The sequence below is a fragment of the Nocardioides humilatus genome (assembly GCF_008373755.1).
In the GTDB taxonomy this organism is placed as follows: Bacteria; Actinomycetota; Actinomycetes; order Propionibacteriales; family Nocardioidaceae; genus Nocardioides; species Nocardioides humilatus.
The window spans coordinates 79949-96697 of record NZ_VUJV01000002.1 but is presented as its reverse complement, the minus strand read 5'-3'; the positions used below and the strand labels follow the sequence as shown (position 1 = coordinate 96697).

Sequence of the window (16749 nt, the reverse complement as noted above, 5' to 3'; positions counted from 1 at the left end):
CTCGAATTACTCGCCCTCGGGGGCCAAGGAGACGTCATGTCTGCCGCACGCCCCCACCGTATTTCTGCGCGCCGCGCCGCCGCCGGCCTCCTCGCGATGTCCGGCCTGGTGATCGCTCCGGCGTTCCTCCAGGCCGCGGCCGGCCAACCCGATCCCGGCAGTCCTGACGAAGGCAGGGGCGCTCCCGACCGCCCGGCTGCGGCTGCCCAGGCCGCTCCGGAGTGCGAACTCGTCCTTGGCGATGCCGCCAAGGACGAGTTCGCCACCTGCTCCGAGGTGGCGCTGACCTTCGCCACGACGCCGGACGTCGGTGCGACCACGCGCGTCGACATCGAGGTCACCTCCGTCAAGGACCTCCACGGGGCCACGTTGACCCTGGGAGTCAACGACCTCTTCGACCTCACCAGCTCCTCCGGGTTCGCCGACGCCGGCACTCAGCTCTCCGGCGTCGGGCCGCTCTCGACGGTCTCCCGCACGGTCGACGTGACCGCCGGCCAGACCACCCACCTCAGCGTCGAAGTCACCGGCAGCAAGGCCGGCATCGGCATCGTCCAGGCCCGCCTCGACACCACTGGTGGCGCATTCGACAGCGGCGACGAGCTCGACGTCCAGCTCGGTCAGGCGGCCCCCACGTCACCGCGAGGCATCCGCGTGGAGAAGGTTCCCGCGGGGATTCACGTGGCGGCGGCCCCACGCGGGTCGACGTACCACCGTCCGCCGTCCCAGCGTGCCGGTGCCCGCGGTCTCGACCCCGGCACGCCTGGCGCGTCGTGCACGTCCGGCAGGTTCCTCTTCCAGGACGAGGCCGCTGTATGGCAGCCGACGGTGAACTTCTCCGTCGAGGTCTACGACGACGATCCCATGGGCACCGACGACCTGCTGGCAACAGGGCTCACCAACCCCGACGGCGCCTTCAACATCTGCTTCGAGAGCACCGACGAGGAGGGCGGCGGTCAGGAGCTCTTCGTCAACTTCGTCGCGGAGAACGGCGCATGGCGGTTCCGGAACACACCGGCGAGCGACTCGACCTGGCGGTTCTTCACGGGCATCACGCCCCTCGCGGACCCGGGCACCCTGGCGTACGGCGACGTCGCCCCGCCCGCCCTCTACCACCGCTTGCTGCACGCCTTCGACGCGATCGACCGGCTCTTCCTCTGGCACGCCGACTACAACGGCTACCTGGACAACGCAGGCGACAGCCGACAGATGCTGCTCAACTGGACGCCGACGTCGGTCGACGGCACCTACTACAGCACTGTCGACAACGACATCCACCTCGCTGCCGCTGACCCGGATGCCGACCACGTCACGATCCACGAGGCCGGCCACGCCTTGATGGACGCGTTGTACGACGACAACTGGCCGCCGGTCACCGGCTGCAACCCGCACTCCGTCTTCGGCACCTCCTCGGCCACCTGCGCGTGGACTGAGGGCTGGGCCGAGTGGTTGCCGGCGCGGGTGCTCGACGACCCCTTCTTCCGCTGGCCCGACGGTTCCTTCCTGAACCTCGAGACGCCCAGCTGGGCTGACTACACCGGCGCCTACGGCGACACCGTGGAGGGCCGCGTGGCGGGCGCCCTGATCGACCTCTCCGACAGCGCCAACGACACGTACTGGGACCGCTACACCGAAGGCGCCGGTTCCACGGCAGCGACCGAAGAGATCTACACGACCATGGCCCAGACGGAGGTCTCGAACACCTTCAACGAGTACTTCAGCGTCGATCGCGCCGGCGAGGGCGACACCGGCTACTTCGCGCGCGCGGCGCTCTTCCAGAACACGATCGACTACACCCACCGCGACCCGCTGGTGAACACCGAGGAGCTGGTCCGGCCCTCCCTCGACGCCAATCCCACCCCGCACCTCTACTCCGCTGCGTTGACCAACGGCTACTGGAACGCCGTCGCGCTACGGCAGTCGGCCAGCGGCTCGGACTTCGACCTACGGTTGTTCGCCGACGAGGCGATGACGAACCAGATCGGCCTGAGCGAGGGAACGGCGGGAGCGACCGACTACATCCTGGTCGACGGCAACCACCGCACTGGGACGTTCTTCCCCCGGGCCGACCTCTTCTGGGGAAGCGGCACCTACTCGATCGAGGAGTACCTCGGCAACTCCGTCGGCAACATGGGCGCCACCCCCGGCAGCTTCACGGCGACCGACATCATCAAGCCGTGGGACGTCCAGGTCGTGGCCGGGCAGACGCAGTACATCGGGGTTCAGCCGGTCGCCGGCCTCGACGTGAGCATCTTCGCTCACGTGTCCGACGGCACCAGCGCGACCACGACCCAGAGCCGCTACTCGGCCGTTGCCAGTGGTCAGAGCAACGGGCCAGGTGAGCTGGAGTACCTCACCTACTCGGCTCCGATCGACGGCGACTGGACCAACGTGGTCGTGCTCAACGAGTCAGGCACAGCGGGCAACTACGTGATCTACCGCGACATCACCGGTCCCAGCGCACCGGCGGTGCAGGCCGACGGCGGCAACGCGCAGACCTACGACACCACGGTCGACCTGACCCTGTCCGCGACCCCCGCCAACACCTTGGTCAACTCGATGCAGATCTCGACCGACGGGGTCTTCGACTTCGAACCGTGGGTGCCCTACTTCGGCACTGGTACGGCGACGCTCCCCGCCGGCCTCGGCACCAAGACCGTGTCGGTGCGCTATCGCGCCATGTCCGGCGCGATCTCGGCGACAGCGACCGACACCATCACGATGGTGGCGACACCGACCTGCGATGGACAGACCGCTACGGTCGCCGGATTCGGCGCCGTCAACGGAACGTCGGGGGCCGATGTGATCGTCGGCGGTCCTGGCCCCAACTCCATCGCCGGCTTCGGCGGCAACGACCTCATCTGCGGTCTCGGCGGCAACGACACCATCAACGACGGGCTCGGCGCCGACACGGTCTACGGCGAGTCCGGCAACGACGTCTTCACCCAGCCCGCCGGGACCGACGTCGGCGACGTCTTCGACGGCGGTTCCGGTACCGACCAGGTCTCCTACGGTGCCCGCAGTGGCAACGTCACCGTGACGCTCGACGGCAACAACGACGACGGCGTCAGCGGTGAGGGCGACACCGTGCAGACCAACGTCGAGAACGTCACCACCGGTGGCGGCAACGACACCCTGCTCGGCACGTCGGCAGCCAACCGCCTGATCGGCAACGGTGGCAATGACACTGTCACCGGCGGCGGAGGCAACGACTATGTCACCGGCAACGGCGGCGTCGACACCCTCCGCGGTGGTGACGGCAACGACACCATCCTGGCCGGCGACGGCGACGACACGATCGACGAAGGCGCCACCGCCAACGGAAGCGACCTCATCAAGGGCGGCACCGGCGCCGACCTGATCGACTACGGCGCCCGCACGGCGGCCGTCGCCATCCGCCTGACCGGCGTCGCCACCTCAGGCGCTGCCGGGGAGAACGACAAGCTCCTCAACTGCGAGAAGGCCTCCGGCGGCACCGGCGACGACACCATCGTCGGCCACGTCACGGCCGACACCCTCGCCGGCGGAGCCGGTAACGACACCCTGACCGGCAACGGCAACGACGACACGATGCACGGGGGCCCCGGGGCCGACGTGCTCAACGGCGGAAACGGCAACGACAACCTCACCACGCTGGACGGCGTCGGCGGCAACGACACCGCCAACGGGGGCGGCGGCACCGACTTCGCCAGCACCGACATCGGAGACATCCGCATCAGCATCCCCTAGCCGGCAGCGCATCCAGGACTTCACGATTCGCCTGCGGAGCGCGTCGTCGTCGTTTTACGCTGCCGCGGAGGCGTGCCTCGGGGCGCACCTCACGGTTGCCCGCAGCCGAAGCTCCCCCCACCGGCCCCCCGGGGGCCAGGAGACGCCATGCTCACTCCCCGCACTCGGCGCCGCTCCGCCCGACGAGCGACAGCCATCCTCCTCGTGATCTCCGCCCTGGTGGTCGCACCTGCTTTCGTGCAGGCCGCGGCCGGCCAGCCCGACCCGACGGGCCCTGCTCCGCGCGTGTCGGACTCCGCCGCTGCTCACGCCTCCGCGACCAAGCGGATCCCGGCCCAGCAGCGGGTCACCCGGCGCGACAGGTCGGCGACGCCGTACCGGGCCGCGCCGGTGGCGGGGAAGCCAGGGCTCGACCCGGGCACGCCGGGCGCCTCCTGCGCGGAGGGATGGTGGTACTTCGGCTTCGACTCCGACATCTTTCCCTCGCAGAATTTCACCGTCCAGCTCTGGGACGACGACACCTCCAGCACCGACGATCTGCTGGCCACCGGCGTGACCGATGCCGAAGGCCACTTCTCCCTGTGCTTCGAGAGCACCGACGGAGAGGGCGGCGGGCAGGAGGTCTATCCCAAGTTCGTCTCGAACAACCTGGCCTGGCGGATCCGCGACACGGCCGCCGGCAACCACGACTACACCTTCCAGGGCCCGACCTTCCCCTACGCGGATCCGGGTTTCCACAGCTTCGGCTCCCAGACACCGCCGAACTCCGACCTCGACCGCATGGTCCACGCCTACGACGAGATCAACAAGCTCTGGCTGTGGCAGAACCACACCTACATGGACAACCTCGGCGACACCCGCCAGATGATCGTCAACTGGACCCCGACCTCGGTCGACGGCAACTTCTACAGCCCCGCCAGCAACGACATCCACCTTGCCGCCGCCGCGCCCGACAACGAGCACACCGTCATCCACCTCGGCGCCAACGCCCTGATGGACGCCCTCTACGACGACGCCTACCCGGCCGTCACCAACTGCAGCCCGCACCCGATGTTCGCCGACACGTCGGCCACCTGCGCCTGGGTCGAGGGCTGGGCCGACTGGGCGACCGTCCGTGCGCTCGGCGGCGACCCGGTCTACGTGCTGCCCGACAACAGCACCGTCGACCTGGAGAACCAGGACTGGACGACCAATACCGGCGCCACCGGCGACGACGTCGAGGGCCGCGTCGCGGGTGCGCTGATCGATCTGACCGACATGGTCAACGAGCAGTACTGGGACCGCACCGGGGGCTACGACCTCTACCTGCCGCTCTACAACGGCCTGGTCTCCGACACCTTCAACGAGTACTTCAACACCGACCTCGCCGACGGCCTCGACCTCAACTACTACCCGCGGGCGTCGGTCTTCCAGAACACCATCGACTACAAGCATCGCGACCCGCTGGAGACAGGTGTCCCGCTGACGCGCCCCTCGCTCCCGCAGTTCCCCAGCCCGCACAACTACTCGTTCACGACGAGCCCGGACTTCCCCACGTGGAGCGGGGTAGCAGTGCGTGCGCAACCGGCCGCCAACTACGACCTCCGCCTGTACGGCGACGAAGCGCTCACCTCGGCGCTCACCACCAGCTCCGAGCCCGCCGGGAAGATCGACTACGTCGTGGTCGACGGCACCCAGCTGACGGGCACCCTCTTCCCCCGGGCCTTCGGCACCGGGGGCGCCGGCGGCTACTCGATCGAGGAGTGGTCGGGCGAGGACCTGATCGATCACGCGGGCGTGCTGTCCTCGTCCTTCGCAGCCGGCGACATCATCCAGGTGGACAGCCTCCTGGTGACCGGCGGATCGACGGAGTACGTCGGCATCCAGCCCTCCGCAGGACTCGACGTCTCGGTGGCCGCCCACCTCTACAGCCCCGACGATCCCGACACGGACGTCGCCCAACCCCGGTCGGGCGCAATCGCGCAGTCGCCCGACGTCGCCGCGGGCGAAGCGTCGTACTTCACCTACTCACCGTTCGAAGATGCGATCAACGGCCTGGTGGTCCTCAACGAGTCGGGCACCGCCGGCACCTACACCCTCTACGTCGACGACGCCCCGCCGACGGGCACGGTCGAGATCGACGATGGCCAACCGCTGACCTACGACACCAGCGTCGACCTGACCCTGTCGGCATCGGCCAACGTGCCGATCACCGAGATGCGGATCACGACCGACGGGGGCTTCGACACCGAGCCCTGGGTGCCCTACTCCCCCACAGCCACTGTCACTGTGCCGGGCGGTCCCGGGACCAAGACCGTCCTGGTGAATTTCCGGAGCGCCGCGGGAGCGACCTCCGCACTCGCGGCGATCGACGACATCCGGCTCTACGACCCTCCGACGTGCCACGGCGTCACCGCAACGGTGGCGGGCAACGGCACCGTCGTCGGCACCTCCGGCGCCGACGTCATCGTCGGCGGTCCGGGTGTCGACGAGATCTCCGGCTTCGGGGGCGACGACCTCATCTGTGGCTTCGGCGGCAACGACACGATCAACGACGGCCTCGGCTCCGACACCGTCTACGCCGCCGAGGGCAACGACCTGGTCAGGTCGGTCGCAGCGGTCGACATCAACGACCAGTTCGACGAGTACTGGGGCGGCCCCGGGACCGACCAGATGTCCTACGGCGCCCGCAGCAGCGACACCCTCGTCAGCCTCGAGAACGGAGGCACCAACGACGGCGCCGCCACCGGCGAGTTCGACTCTGTCTTCGAGTTCGAGAACGTCACCACCGGGAGCGGCAACGACACCATCACCGGCGACACGTCGGCCAACCGCCTGATGGGCAACGGTGGTGCCGACACCATCAGCGGCGCCGACGGCAACGACTACCTCGCTGGTGCCGACGGTGCCGACACCTTGAGGGGCGATGGCGGCAACGACACGATCCTGGCCGGCAACGGGGACGACATCGTCAACGAGGGCAGCACGGCCACCGGGACCGACCTCATCAAGGGCGGCACCGGCTTCGACCGGATCAGCTATGCGTCGCGGACGGCTTCGGTGGCGATCCGCCTCAACGGCGTACCCACCTCGGGCGCGGCCGGAGAGAACGACAAGCTGCTCAACCTCGAGTACGCCGTCGGCGGCTCCGGGGCCGACACCCTCGTCGGCCACACGACCGCCGACCGTCTTCACGGCAATGCGGGCGACGACACCATCTCCGGCAACGGTGGCAACGACATCATCGTCGCCGGTCCCGGGGCGGACACCGCCAACGGCGGCAACGGCAACGACTCCATCGACACCATCGACGGGGTCGGCGGCAACGACACCGCCAACGGTGGCACCGGCACCGACACCGCCACCACCGATCCTGGGGACATCCGGCTCAACATCCCGTAGGCGGCTTGCAGGAATCCCCGGTGCACCGGGGATTCCTGCAGCCCCTGCTCAGTAGCTCTTCGGCAGACCCAGCGTGTGCATGGCGACGAAGTTCAGGATCATCTCGCGACTGACCGGAGCGATCCGGCCCAGCCGCGAGGCGACGAGCATGTTGGCCAGTCCGTACTCGACGGTGAGGCCGTTGCCACCGTGAGTGTGGACCGCGACGTCGGCGGCGTTGCAGGAGACCTCGCCGCCGGCGTACTTGGCCATGTTGGCGTATTCACCGGCCGTGAAGTCGTCACCGGCGTCGTAGAGGGCGGCGGCCTTCTGCCAAAGCAGGCGGGCCTGCTCGAGCTCGATCTTGACCTTGGCGATCGGGTGCTGGATGCCCTGGTGGGCGCCGATCGGAACGTCCTTCCAGACGCTGCGGGTCTTGGCGTATTCAACCGTCTTGTCGATCGCGTAACGGGCCGCGCCGCACGACATCGCGGCACCCATGATGCGCTCCGGGTTGAGGCCGGCGAAGAGCTGCCAGAGCCCGCCGTCCTCGTCACCGACGAGCGCGTCGAGCGGGAGGCGGACCTCGTCGATGAAGAGGGTGAACTGCTTCTCCGGCGCGCGCCAGGCCATCTCGATGGGCTGGCGGTTGAAGCCCGGCGCATCGGTCGGTACGACGAACAGCGCCGGCTTGAGCTTGCCGGTCTTGGCGTCCTCGGTGCGCGCCACGATTAGCACGGCCTGCGCCTCGTCGACGCCCGAGATGAAGGTCTTGTTGCCCTTGAGCACCCACTCGTCGCCGTCACGGGTGGCCGTCGTGGTGATGTTGTGGGCGTTGGATCCGGCATCGGCCTCGGTGATGCCGAAGGCCATCAGCAGGGTGCCGTCGGCGATCCCCGGCAGCCACTTGGCCTTCTGGTCCTCAGTGCCGCAGCGGCTGATGATCGAGCCGCAGATCGCGGGCGAGACCACCATCATCAGCAGCGGGGCACCCGAAGCCGCGGTCTCCTCGAGCACCGCCGCGAGGTCGGCCATGCCGCCGCCACCGCCGCCGTACTCCTCGGGGAGGTTGACGCCGAGGAAGCCGTTCTGGCCCATCTCGAGCCACATCTCAGTCATCTTGCCGCCCTCGCGGGCCTGCTTCTCCATGAACTCACGGCCGTACTTGCTCGCGAGCTTGCTGACCGCCTCGCGCAGCGCGACGCGCTCCTCCGGCTCGGTGAAGTTGATGGTCATCAGTCGGTTCCTTCGGTGTCGGTCGGCTCGTCGGAGTCGGGGGTGACAACGGCGAGCACGGTGCCCGCCTCCACCTGCTGGCCGGTGGTGGCCGCAAGCTCGGTGACCGTGCCGGAGTACGGCGCGGCGATGGTGTGCTGCATCTTCATGGCCTCCATCACGAGGATGGGCTGGCCCTCGGTGACGGCGTCACCGACGTGGGCGTGGACGGCCACGACGCTGCCCGGCATCGGCGCGAGCAGCGACCCGGCAGCGACCTGCTGGGACGGGTCGACGAAGCGGGGCTTGCGCCGCAGCGCGACGTGGCCGAGCGGCGACTCGACGTCGACATGGCTGCCGGCCACGTGCACGGTGAACGTACGACGGACGCCGCCGATCTCGAGCACGACGTGATCGCTCGCCACCTCGACGACGGTGACACCGTCGACGTCGACGGACGCGAAGGTGCGGCCGCCGTACCAACGCACAGGGAGCTCTTCTTCGCCGAGGAGGAACACCGTCTGCTGCGGCTGGGCGAGCACGTTGCGGAAGCCGGCGGGGATCCGGGACTGGACCTTGGCCGAGCGACGAGCCTGTTCGGCGAGCACGATCGCCGCCGCGAAGCCCGAGAGCGGCACGGTGAGGTCGCCGCCGGGCGCTGCGCCGAGGACCGCCAGGTCAGCACCGTCGAGCCAGGTGGTGTCCATCGTGGCGTCGACGACCACCGGGTCGCGCAGCAGGTTGACCAGCAGGTCGCGGTTGGTCCGGAGCCCGTGGATCTCGGCCCGGGCGAGCGCACCGGCGAGCTGGCGCAGGGCCTGGTCGCGCGAGGGCGCCCAGACGATGACCTTGGCGATCATCGCGTCGTAGAAGGTGCCGATCTCGTCGCCCGTGCCCACACCAGAGTCGAGCCGGATGCCGTGACCGGTCGTGACGAACTCGCTCACCACCCCGGGCAGCTCGAAGCGCGTGATCGTGCCCGACTGCGGCTGGTAGCCGGCGGCCGGGTCCTCGGCGTAGAGCCGCACCTCGATCGCGTGTCCTTGCGGCGGGCTGACCTCGAGGTCGGCGAGCGAGCGTCCCTCGGCCACCGCGATCTGCAGCGCGACCAGGTCGACGCCGTAGACCGCCTCGGTGACCGGGTGCTCGACCTGGAGGCGGGTGTTCATCTCCAGGAAGTAGAAGCGGTCCTTGGCGACGTCGTAGAGGAACTCGACCGTGCCTGCCCCGCGGTAGTCGATCGCCTCGGCCGCGGCCTTGGCCGCCTCGTGGAGGGACTTGCGCGTCGCGTCGGGCAGTGCCGGCGCGGGCGCCTCCTCGATGACCTTCTGGTGACGCCGCTGGACTGAGCAGTCCCGCTCGCCGAAGACGATCGTGCCGTCAGGCGTGCCGAGCACCTGGACCTCGATGTGGCGACCCGACTGGACGTAAGGCTCGACGAAGACCGTGCCGTCGCCGAACGCCGACGCCGCCTCCGACTCGGCAGCGGCGATCTCGCCGGCGAGCTTGTCGAGCTCGCGCACGATCCGCATGCCGCGACCACCACCACCGGCGGAGGCCTTCACGAGGAGCGGCAGGTCATCGGCCGTGGCCGTCTCGGCGGTGAACTCACCGAGCACCGGGACGCCGGCGGCCTCCATCAGCTTCTTGGACTCGATCTTCGAGCCCATCCGCTCGATCGAGTCCGGAGCCGGGCCCACCCAGGCGAGACCGGCGTCGGCGACCTGCTGCGCGAACGCGGCGTTCTCCGAGAGGAAGCCGTAGCCCGGGTGGATGGCGTCCGCCCCGGCTGCCAGGGCGGCCGCGATAACGAGGTCACCCCGCAGGTAGGTCTCGGCGGGCGTGTTGCCCGGCAGGCGTACGGCGGCGTCGGCATCGTCCACGAAGGGCATCTGGGCGTCAGCGTCGGAGTGCACGGCGACGGTCTCGATGCCGAGCTCGCGGCAGGTGCGGAAGACGCGTCGGGCGATCTCGCCGCGGTTGGCGACCAGGAGTCTGGTGATGGTCACAGCCGGAACACCCCGAAGTTCATCGCGCCCTCGATGGGCTGGTTGTCGATCACGGACAGGCAGATCCCCAGGACGGTGCGGGTGTCGCGGGGGTCGATGACACCGTCGTCGTAGACCATCCCGGAGAGCACGTAGGGCAGCGACTGCTCCTCGATCTGAGCCTCGACCATCTCCTTGATGCCCTTGAAGCCTTCGGCGTCGAAGACCTCGCCCTTCTTCTCCGCGGACTCCCGAGCGACGATCTCGAGCACGCCGGCGAGCTGGGCAGGGCCCATCACCGACGACTTTGCCGAGGGCCAGGTGAAGAGGAAGCGCGGGTCGTAGGCGCGGCCGTTCATGCCGTAGTTGCCGGCCCCGTAGGACGCCCCCATGATCACCGTCAGATGCGGCACCTGGGAGTTGGAGACCGCGTTGATCATCATCGCGCCGTGCTTGATGATGCCGTTCTGCTCGTACTCCTTGCCGACCATGTAGCCGGTCGTGTTGTGCAGGAAGAGGAGCGGGGTGTCCTTCTGGTTGGCCAGCTGGATGAACTGGGCGGCCTTCTGCGCCTCCTCGCTCATCAGCACGCCACGCGCGTTGGCGAGGATGCCGATCTCGCGGCCGTGCAGGCGCGCCCAGCCGACGCAGAGCGCCGAGCCGTAGAGGGGCTTGAACTCGTCGAACGGCACCTCGTTGCCCCCCGGACCAGGGCTGGTCCCGTCAACGATCCGCAGGATCGCCTCACGCGGGTCGAAGGGCTCCTTGAGGTCGGTCGGGATCAGGTCGAGGAGCTCGTCGGCGTCGAGGTCGGGCTCGGCGTAGGTCGGTGCGGGCGGGTCGCCCTTCTTGCGCCAGTTGAGGCGGGCGACCACGCGGCGGGCCTGGCGGATCGCGTCGTGCTCGTCGGCGGCGAGGTAGTCGGAGAGACCGGAGATCCGGGAGTGCATCTCGGCACCACCGAGCGATTCGTCGTCGGTCTCCTCGCCGGTGGCCATCTTGACCAGGGGCGGGCCGGCCAGGAAGACCTTCGCACCCTCCTTGACCATGATCACGTAGTCGCTCATGCCGGGGACGTAGGCACCGCCCGCGGTCGAGTTGCCGAAGACCACCGAGACGGTCGGCTGCTTGCGCGCCGACGCCCGGGTGATGTTGCGGAAGCCGCGACCGCCCGGGATGAAGATCTCCTTCTGGGTCGGCAGGTCGGCGCCACCGGACTCGGTGAGGTTGATCGTCGGCAGGTGGTTCTGCTCGGCGATGTCGGAGGCCCGCATCGACTTCTTCAGCGACCACGGGTTGAGGGCGCCGCCCTTCACCGTGGGGTCGTTGGCGACGATCATGCACTCGACGCCCGAGACGACGCCGATGCCGGTGATCATGCTGGCACCGACCGCGAAGTCGCTGCCCCAGCCGGCCAGCGGCATCAGCTCGAGGAAGGCCGAGCCCTCGTCGACGAGCAGCTCGATCCGCTCGTGAGCGGTGAGCTTGCCGCGCTGCCGGTGGCGCTCGATGTACTTGCCACCCGCCTCGACGGCCTTCGCCTGCTCCTCGTGGAGCGACTCGAGCTTGGCGAGCATCGCCTCGCGCCGGGTCAGCTCCACCGGCGCTTCCGTGGTCTCCGTGGTCATGCCTCCAGCACCTCCTTCATCCTCTCGAGGGTCGTGCGCATCCCGCGCTCGTTGGTGCGGCCGCGCAGTGCGCCGAGCACCAGCCAGTAGCCGCGCAGGAACCACTTCGGCTCGAGCCGGAAGTACTCCGTCACGCGGGTGGCAGCACCGTCAGGACCCTCGGGCGCGAGCCGGTAGCCCCAGTTGGTCCAGGCGCTCCCGTCGAGCCCGACCGAGAACTCGAACACCCCGGTGCCGTCGGCCCCCGGCGCGACGCACTTCGTCACGGTGCACGGCGACCAGTACGTCGGCCCCACCCCGTTGCGCTTCACGTGACCCTTGAAGGTCGCGCCCACGGCCGGGCCGGTGGCGCCACGCGTCCAGCGGGCCTCGAAGGTCTCGGGCGAGAACTCGCCGATCCTCGTGACGTCGCTGACCAGGTCCCACACCTTCTCGGGCGCGGCCGCGATCGTCATCGTGACCTCGCGATGGAGGCCGCTCACTTCGCGTAGCCCAGCAGTCGCGCGGCGAGGTCGGTGAGCACCTCGGTGGAGCCGCCGCCGATCGGCAGGAGCCGGACGTCGCGGTAGTGCCGCTCCACCTCGGACTCGCGCATGTAGCCCATCCCGCCGTGCAGCTGGACCGCCTGGTCGGCGACCCACACGGCCGTGTCCACCGCGGTCTGCTTCGCGAGGCAGGCCTCGGCGATGACGTCCTCCCCGGCGTCGTACCGCTGCGCGACCTCGAGGGTGTAGCTGCGGGCGACGGCGACCTGGCGGTGCATCTCGGTGAGCTTGGCGCGCACGACCTGGTTGGCCAGGAGCGGCTTGCCGAAGGTCTCGCGGTCGCGGCAGTACTGCGCGGCGAGGTTGAGGCAGCGCAGCGCGTGTCCGTAGCCGAGGAGCGCGAGCCAGATCCGCTCGGAGACGAAGTTCTGCGCGATGTAGTAGAAGCCGTGGTTCTCCTCGCCGACCAGGTTCTCGACCGGGACACGGACGTCGACGTAGGACAGCTCGCCGGTGTCGCTGGCGAGCCAGCCCATCTTGTCGAGCTTGCGGGAGACGGTGAAGCCCGGCGTGCCCTTCGGGACGACGATCATCGAGAGCCCGTGGGCGCCGGTGTCTGCGGTGCGCACCGCCGTCGTGACGAAGTCGCCGCGCACCGAGGAGGTGATGAAGGTCTTGGCGCCGTTGATGACGTAGTGGTCACCGTCGCGCACCGCGCGGGTGGTGATGCCGGCGACGTCGGAGCCGGTGCCGGGCTCGGTGATGCCGAGCGAACCGATCATGTCGCCGCTGAGCACCGGGCGCACGTAGGTGTCGATCAGCTGCTGCGAGCCGTTCTGGATGATGTGCGGGATCGCGATGCCGTGCGTGTAGGCCGAGGCCATCAGGCCGCCGGACCAGCCGGCCTCCATGAAGCCCTCCTGCATCGCGCACGCGTCGATGAGGGTGCCGCCGTCGCCACCGACCTCCTCGGGCACGCCGACGCCGATGAAGCCGCCGTGGGCGAGCTTCTTCTGGAAGTCGCGCGGGATCTCGCCGTCCTTCTCCCACTGGTCGAGGTGGGGCGTCACCTCGCGGCGGGTGAACTCCATCGCCGACTGCTTGAGGGCGACCTGCTCCTCGGTGAAGCCGTAGTTGAAAGAAGTCACAACACGTTCCCTTCGATGTTGACCAGACGCGAGCGGATCCACTCCGCCAGGCCCTTGGCCTGCGGGTCGAAGCGGGGCGTTGCGGCCACGCCCTCGTCGAGCAGGCCGTGGATGAGGATGTTGACGCCGCCGAGGTTGGGCAGCACGTAGACCTCGATGTCGAGGTCGGCGGCCTCGGGGATGAGCTCGCGCACCCGCCGCCGCGACATGAACTTGGTCAGCCAGGTGACCCGCTCGGCGTACTTCGGGTGGCCGTCGTTCTTCACCCAGAGCCCGATGTTGGCGTCGCCGCCCTTGTCGCCGGACCGACCGTGCACGAACGTGCCGAGCGGGATGCGGCGCGTGAGCCGGTCACTCGGCGCCGGGAAGGGCGAGGGCCGCTGCCCCTCGAGCGGGTCGATCGGAGTAGTGGCGGTCTTGGGGTCGGGAATGACCTCGGTCGTCCCGTCGTGGTGGACCACCGTGTGCTGCACGGTCGACCGGTCGATGTAGGCCGGGCTGTAGACGCCGTAGGCCGTCCCGGGCCCGGGCACGCGGGTGACGCTGAAGCCGGGGTAGGACGCCAGGGCGATCTCGATGATGGGCGCGGTCAGTCCCTTGCCCACCTTGTCGGCGCTCGGGTCGAAGGCCGTCACTCGGAGCAGCATCGACGCGCCCTCCTCGGTGTCGGCGTCGGGCTGGACCGTGCGGACGCCGGACCACACGACCTTGGCGGGCCGCGTCGCTTCCCCGGATTCAGGGTCACCGAGCGCTGCCTCGACCTGAGCCTTGATCCAGTCGACCTTGGCGTCGGCGTCGAGGCCGGTGACGACGAACTCTGCGGAGTTGCGGAAGCCGGCGAAGTAGTTGAGGCAGACCTTGAGCTGCTCGGGCGGGGCCGACCCGGTGACACCGGTGACCGCGACGCGGTCGTCGCCGACCTGCTCGAGCTTCATCGAGGCCAGATCGACGGTGACGTCGGGGTTGAGGTACTTCGTCGTCTGGATCTCGTAGACGAGCTGCGCGGTGACCGTGTCGACGGTGACCGCACCGCCGGTGCCGTCGTGCTTGGTGATGACCATGGAGCCGTCGCTGGCGAGCTCGGCGATCGGGAAGCCCAGGGTGAGGCCGCGGCGCGGCAGGTCGAGGAAGCCGCTGAAGTTGCCGCCGGTCGCCTGGGTGCCGCACTCGATGATGTGGCCCGCCACGACCGCGCCCGCGAGCGCGTCGTGGGCCTCCGGCGTCCAGCCGAAGTGGGCGATCGCCGGTCCGACGACGACCGAGGCGTCGGTGACGCGCCCGGTGACGACGAGGTCGGCGCCCTGGTCGAGCGCCGCGGCGATGCCGAAGGCGCCGAGGTAGGCGTTGGCGGTCAGCGGGTTGCCGTAGGTCTCGTGCAGGAGCCCGAGGTCGGCGACCTGACCGCGGATGTCGTCGCCCTCGACGTGCGCGATCTTGGCGTCAAGCCCGAGCCCCGCAGAGACTTCGCGGAGCTTGTCAGCCAGACCGCGCGGGTTGACGCCACCGGCGTTGACGACGACCTTGACGCCCTTCTCCAGCGCGAGGCCGAGCGCGTCCTCGGCCTGCTTCACGAAGGTCCGGGCGTAGCCGAGGTTGGGGTCCTTGAACGTGTCCTTGCCGAGGATGAGCATGGTCAGCTCGGCGAGGTAGTCACCGGTCAGGTAGTCGAGCGGGCCGCCCTCGAGCATGTCGCGGAAGGCGGACAGGCGATCGCCGTAGAAGCCGGAGCAGTTGCCGACGCGGATGACCTCGGTCATGCCTTCACCTCCCGACCGCCGCCCGCGGGGCCGGCGAAGGCCTGGGCGATGGTCAGCCACTTCTCGGCGTCGTCACCGACGGCGACCAGGTCGGTGTCGTCGCGGTGCACGCGCTGGGTGACGAGCTGGCAGAAGTCGTAGGCGGAGCCCTTCACCGACTGCGGTGCGTCCTCGGGACCCCACGCCCACGTCTCACCGCTCGGCGCCGTCAGCTCGATGCGGAACTCGTCGGCCGGCGGCTCGAGCTCGTTCTGGGCGAAGGAGTAGTTGCGGGTGCGGACGCCGAGGTGCGCGACCTGCTTGATGCGATCGGTCGGTGCCGGTCGCTCGCCGCCGAGCGTGTCGTAGACGTCGAGGGCGTGGGCCCAGGTCTCCATGAAGCGGGCGGTCGTCATCGAGGTCGGTGACATCGGCGGCCCGAACCACGGCATCTTCTGCCCGTCCGGCAGGCCGCGGAGGGCGACGCCCAGAGCGGCACGGCCGGCGTCCCAGCGCGCGAGCAGGTCGGCGGGCGCCAAGGTTCCGACCTCCAGGGCGGCCGCATCGACGAACCCGGTCGGGTCGGCGATGGCCTGGAGCACGACCTCGTCCCACGCCTCCTTGCCCTCGGGGGTGTGGGCCGCCGCGGCCAGGACTGCGACCTCGTCGGTCCACAGCAGGTGGGCGATCGTGGTCGCGATCGTCCAGCCCTCCGCCGGAGTGAGCTGCTGCCAGCCCGCGTCGTCGAGTCCGTCGACTGCGGCGCGGAGCTGGTCGCCCTCGGCGGTCAGGTCGGCGTAGACGTCGTCGAAGACACTCACTGCTTCTCCTTGTCGAGCGCGACGTCCAGCGTCAGCGCCCACTGGTCGAGGATCTTGCGGCGCCGACGGGTGTCGTCGCCGAGCGTGCTGGCGAGGCCGAGGCCACGCACGAGGTCGAGGGTGGCCTGGATGAGCTCGCGTACGCCGGGCTGGGACTCGTCGGCCCCGAGCAGCTCGACGGTCATCACGTGGGTCTCGCGACCGAGGACCCGCTCCAGCGGCGCCACTGCCTCAAGGAGGGCCGCATCGGTTCGTGCCGCGACCCAGAGCTCGAGTGCTGCGGTGAAGACGGGCCCCGCGAAGTGGTCACCGAGCATCTGGATCACCGCGCGGGTGCGCTGGCTGCCGGTCGGCAGCTCGGCGGCGCGCTCGGCGAGCTCCTCGCCGCGCCGCTCGGTCAGGTGGGCGACGGCAGCGACGACCAGGTCGTTCTTCGTCGGGAAGTGGTGGAGCTGGGCACCGCGGCTGACGCCGGCCCGCTCGGAGACGAGCGTGGTCGTCGTACCACTGAAGCCCTTCTCGACGAGTAGCTCGACCGTGGCCTCGAGCAGCCGCGCCCGCATGGCGCGGGTGCGCTCCTCCTGCGGGACGCGAGACGTGCTCTGGGTGGTCACCCGGTCAGCATGGCTCGGTACAAACAAA

10 protein-coding genes are annotated in these 16749 nt (G+C 69.5%); 2 read left to right on the top strand and 8 right to left on the bottom strand.

All coding sequences use genetic code 11. From position 1 onward, the window contains the following. Nucleotides 1-36: 36 nt before the first annotated feature. Nucleotides 37-3726 carry a hypothetical protein gene (locus F0U44_RS07380; protein WP_149727657.1) on the top strand — a complete coding sequence of 1230 codons (3690 nt, stop codon included), beginning with the start codon at nucleotides 37-39 and terminating at the stop codon, nucleotides 3724-3726. A 147-nt stretch (nucleotides 3727-3873) separates the two neighbouring features. Then, a complete protein-coding gene (locus tag F0U44_RS07375; RefSeq protein ID WP_149727656.1) occupies nucleotides 3874-7107 on the top strand; it encodes a calcium-binding protein in 3234 nt (1077 codons plus the stop codon). Nucleotides 7108-7155: 48 nt separating this feature from the next. Here the strand turns inward: F0U44_RS07375 and F0U44_RS07370 are convergent, their stop codons facing one another. Genes F0U44_RS07370 through F0U44_RS07335 form a run of 8 tightly spaced genes read right to left on the bottom strand, consistent with a single transcriptional unit; the run spans nucleotide 7156 to nucleotide 16721 of the window. Further along, the gene (locus F0U44_RS07370) at nucleotides 7156-8322 is read right to left on the bottom strand and encodes an acyl-CoA dehydrogenase family protein (protein WP_149727655.1); all 1167 of its coding nucleotides are present in this window, start codon (nucleotides 8320-8322) and stop codon (nucleotides 7156-7158) included. Beyond that, entirely contained in the window at nucleotides 8322-10310 is a 1989-nt protein-coding gene (locus tag F0U44_RS07365) for an ATP-binding protein (protein ID WP_223163610.1), read from the bottom strand. The genes F0U44_RS07370 and F0U44_RS07365 overlap by 1 nt, the downstream gene beginning before the upstream one ends. Next, on the bottom strand, nucleotides 10307-11917 hold the full coding sequence (locus tag F0U44_RS07360) for an acyl-CoA carboxylase subunit beta (RefSeq protein WP_149727654.1): 1611 nt from the start codon (nucleotides 11915-11917) through the stop codon (nucleotides 10307-10309). Before F0U44_RS07360 ends, F0U44_RS07365 begins: the two co-directional genes overlap by 4 nt. Then, complete coding sequence (locus tag F0U44_RS07355) at nucleotides 11914-12399, bottom strand: SRPBCC family protein (RefSeq protein WP_246160356.1); 486 nt, start codon at nucleotides 12397-12399, stop codon at nucleotides 11914-11916. Before F0U44_RS07355 ends, F0U44_RS07360 begins: the two co-directional genes overlap by 4 nt. Beyond that, nucleotides 12396-13550, bottom strand: coding sequence for an acyl-CoA dehydrogenase family protein (locus tag F0U44_RS07350; protein ID WP_246160355.1), 1155 nt, complete (start codon nucleotides 13548-13550; stop codon nucleotides 12396-12398). The genes F0U44_RS07355 and F0U44_RS07350 overlap by 4 nt, the downstream gene beginning before the upstream one ends. Next, complete coding sequence (locus F0U44_RS07345) at nucleotides 13547-15307, bottom strand: acyclic terpene utilization AtuA family protein (protein ID WP_149727653.1); 1761 nt, start codon at nucleotides 15305-15307, stop codon at nucleotides 13547-13549. The genes F0U44_RS07350 and F0U44_RS07345 overlap by 4 nt, the downstream gene beginning before the upstream one ends. Further along, nucleotides 15304-16107 carry a TIGR03084 family metal-binding protein gene (locus F0U44_RS07340; protein WP_149727652.1) on the bottom strand — a complete coding sequence of 268 codons (804 nt, stop codon included), beginning with the start codon at nucleotides 16105-16107 and terminating at the stop codon, nucleotides 15304-15306. Before F0U44_RS07340 ends, F0U44_RS07345 begins: the two co-directional genes overlap by 4 nt. Next, the gene (locus F0U44_RS07335) at nucleotides 16104-16721 is read right to left on the bottom strand and encodes a TetR/AcrR family transcriptional regulator (protein ID WP_306461706.1); all 618 of its coding nucleotides are present in this window, start codon (nucleotides 16719-16721) and stop codon (nucleotides 16104-16106) included. The genes F0U44_RS07340 and F0U44_RS07335 overlap by 4 nt, the downstream gene beginning before the upstream one ends. Nucleotides 16722-16749 lie beyond the last annotated feature (28 nt).

Bases quoted from the DNA above. Each gene is read 5' to 3' on its own strand.
- F0U44_RS07380 (WP_149727657.1), top strand. From the start codon at position 37: ATGTCTGCCGCACGCCCCCACCGTATTTCTGCGCGCCGCGCCGCCGCC.
- F0U44_RS07375 (WP_149727656.1), top strand. From the start codon at position 3,874: ATGCTCACTCCCCGCACTCGGCGCCGCTCCGCCCGACGAGCGACAGCC.
- F0U44_RS07370 (WP_149727655.1), bottom strand. From the start codon at position 8,322: ATGACCATCAACTTCACCGAGCCGGAGGAGCGCGTCGCGCTGCGCGAG.
- F0U44_RS07360 (WP_149727654.1), bottom strand. From the start codon at position 11,917: ATGACCACGGAGACCACGGAAGCGCCGGTGGAGCTGACCCGGCGCGAG.
- F0U44_RS07345 (WP_149727653.1), bottom strand. From the start codon at position 15,307: ATGACCGAGGTCATCCGCGTCGGCAACTGCTCCGGCTTCTACGGCGAT.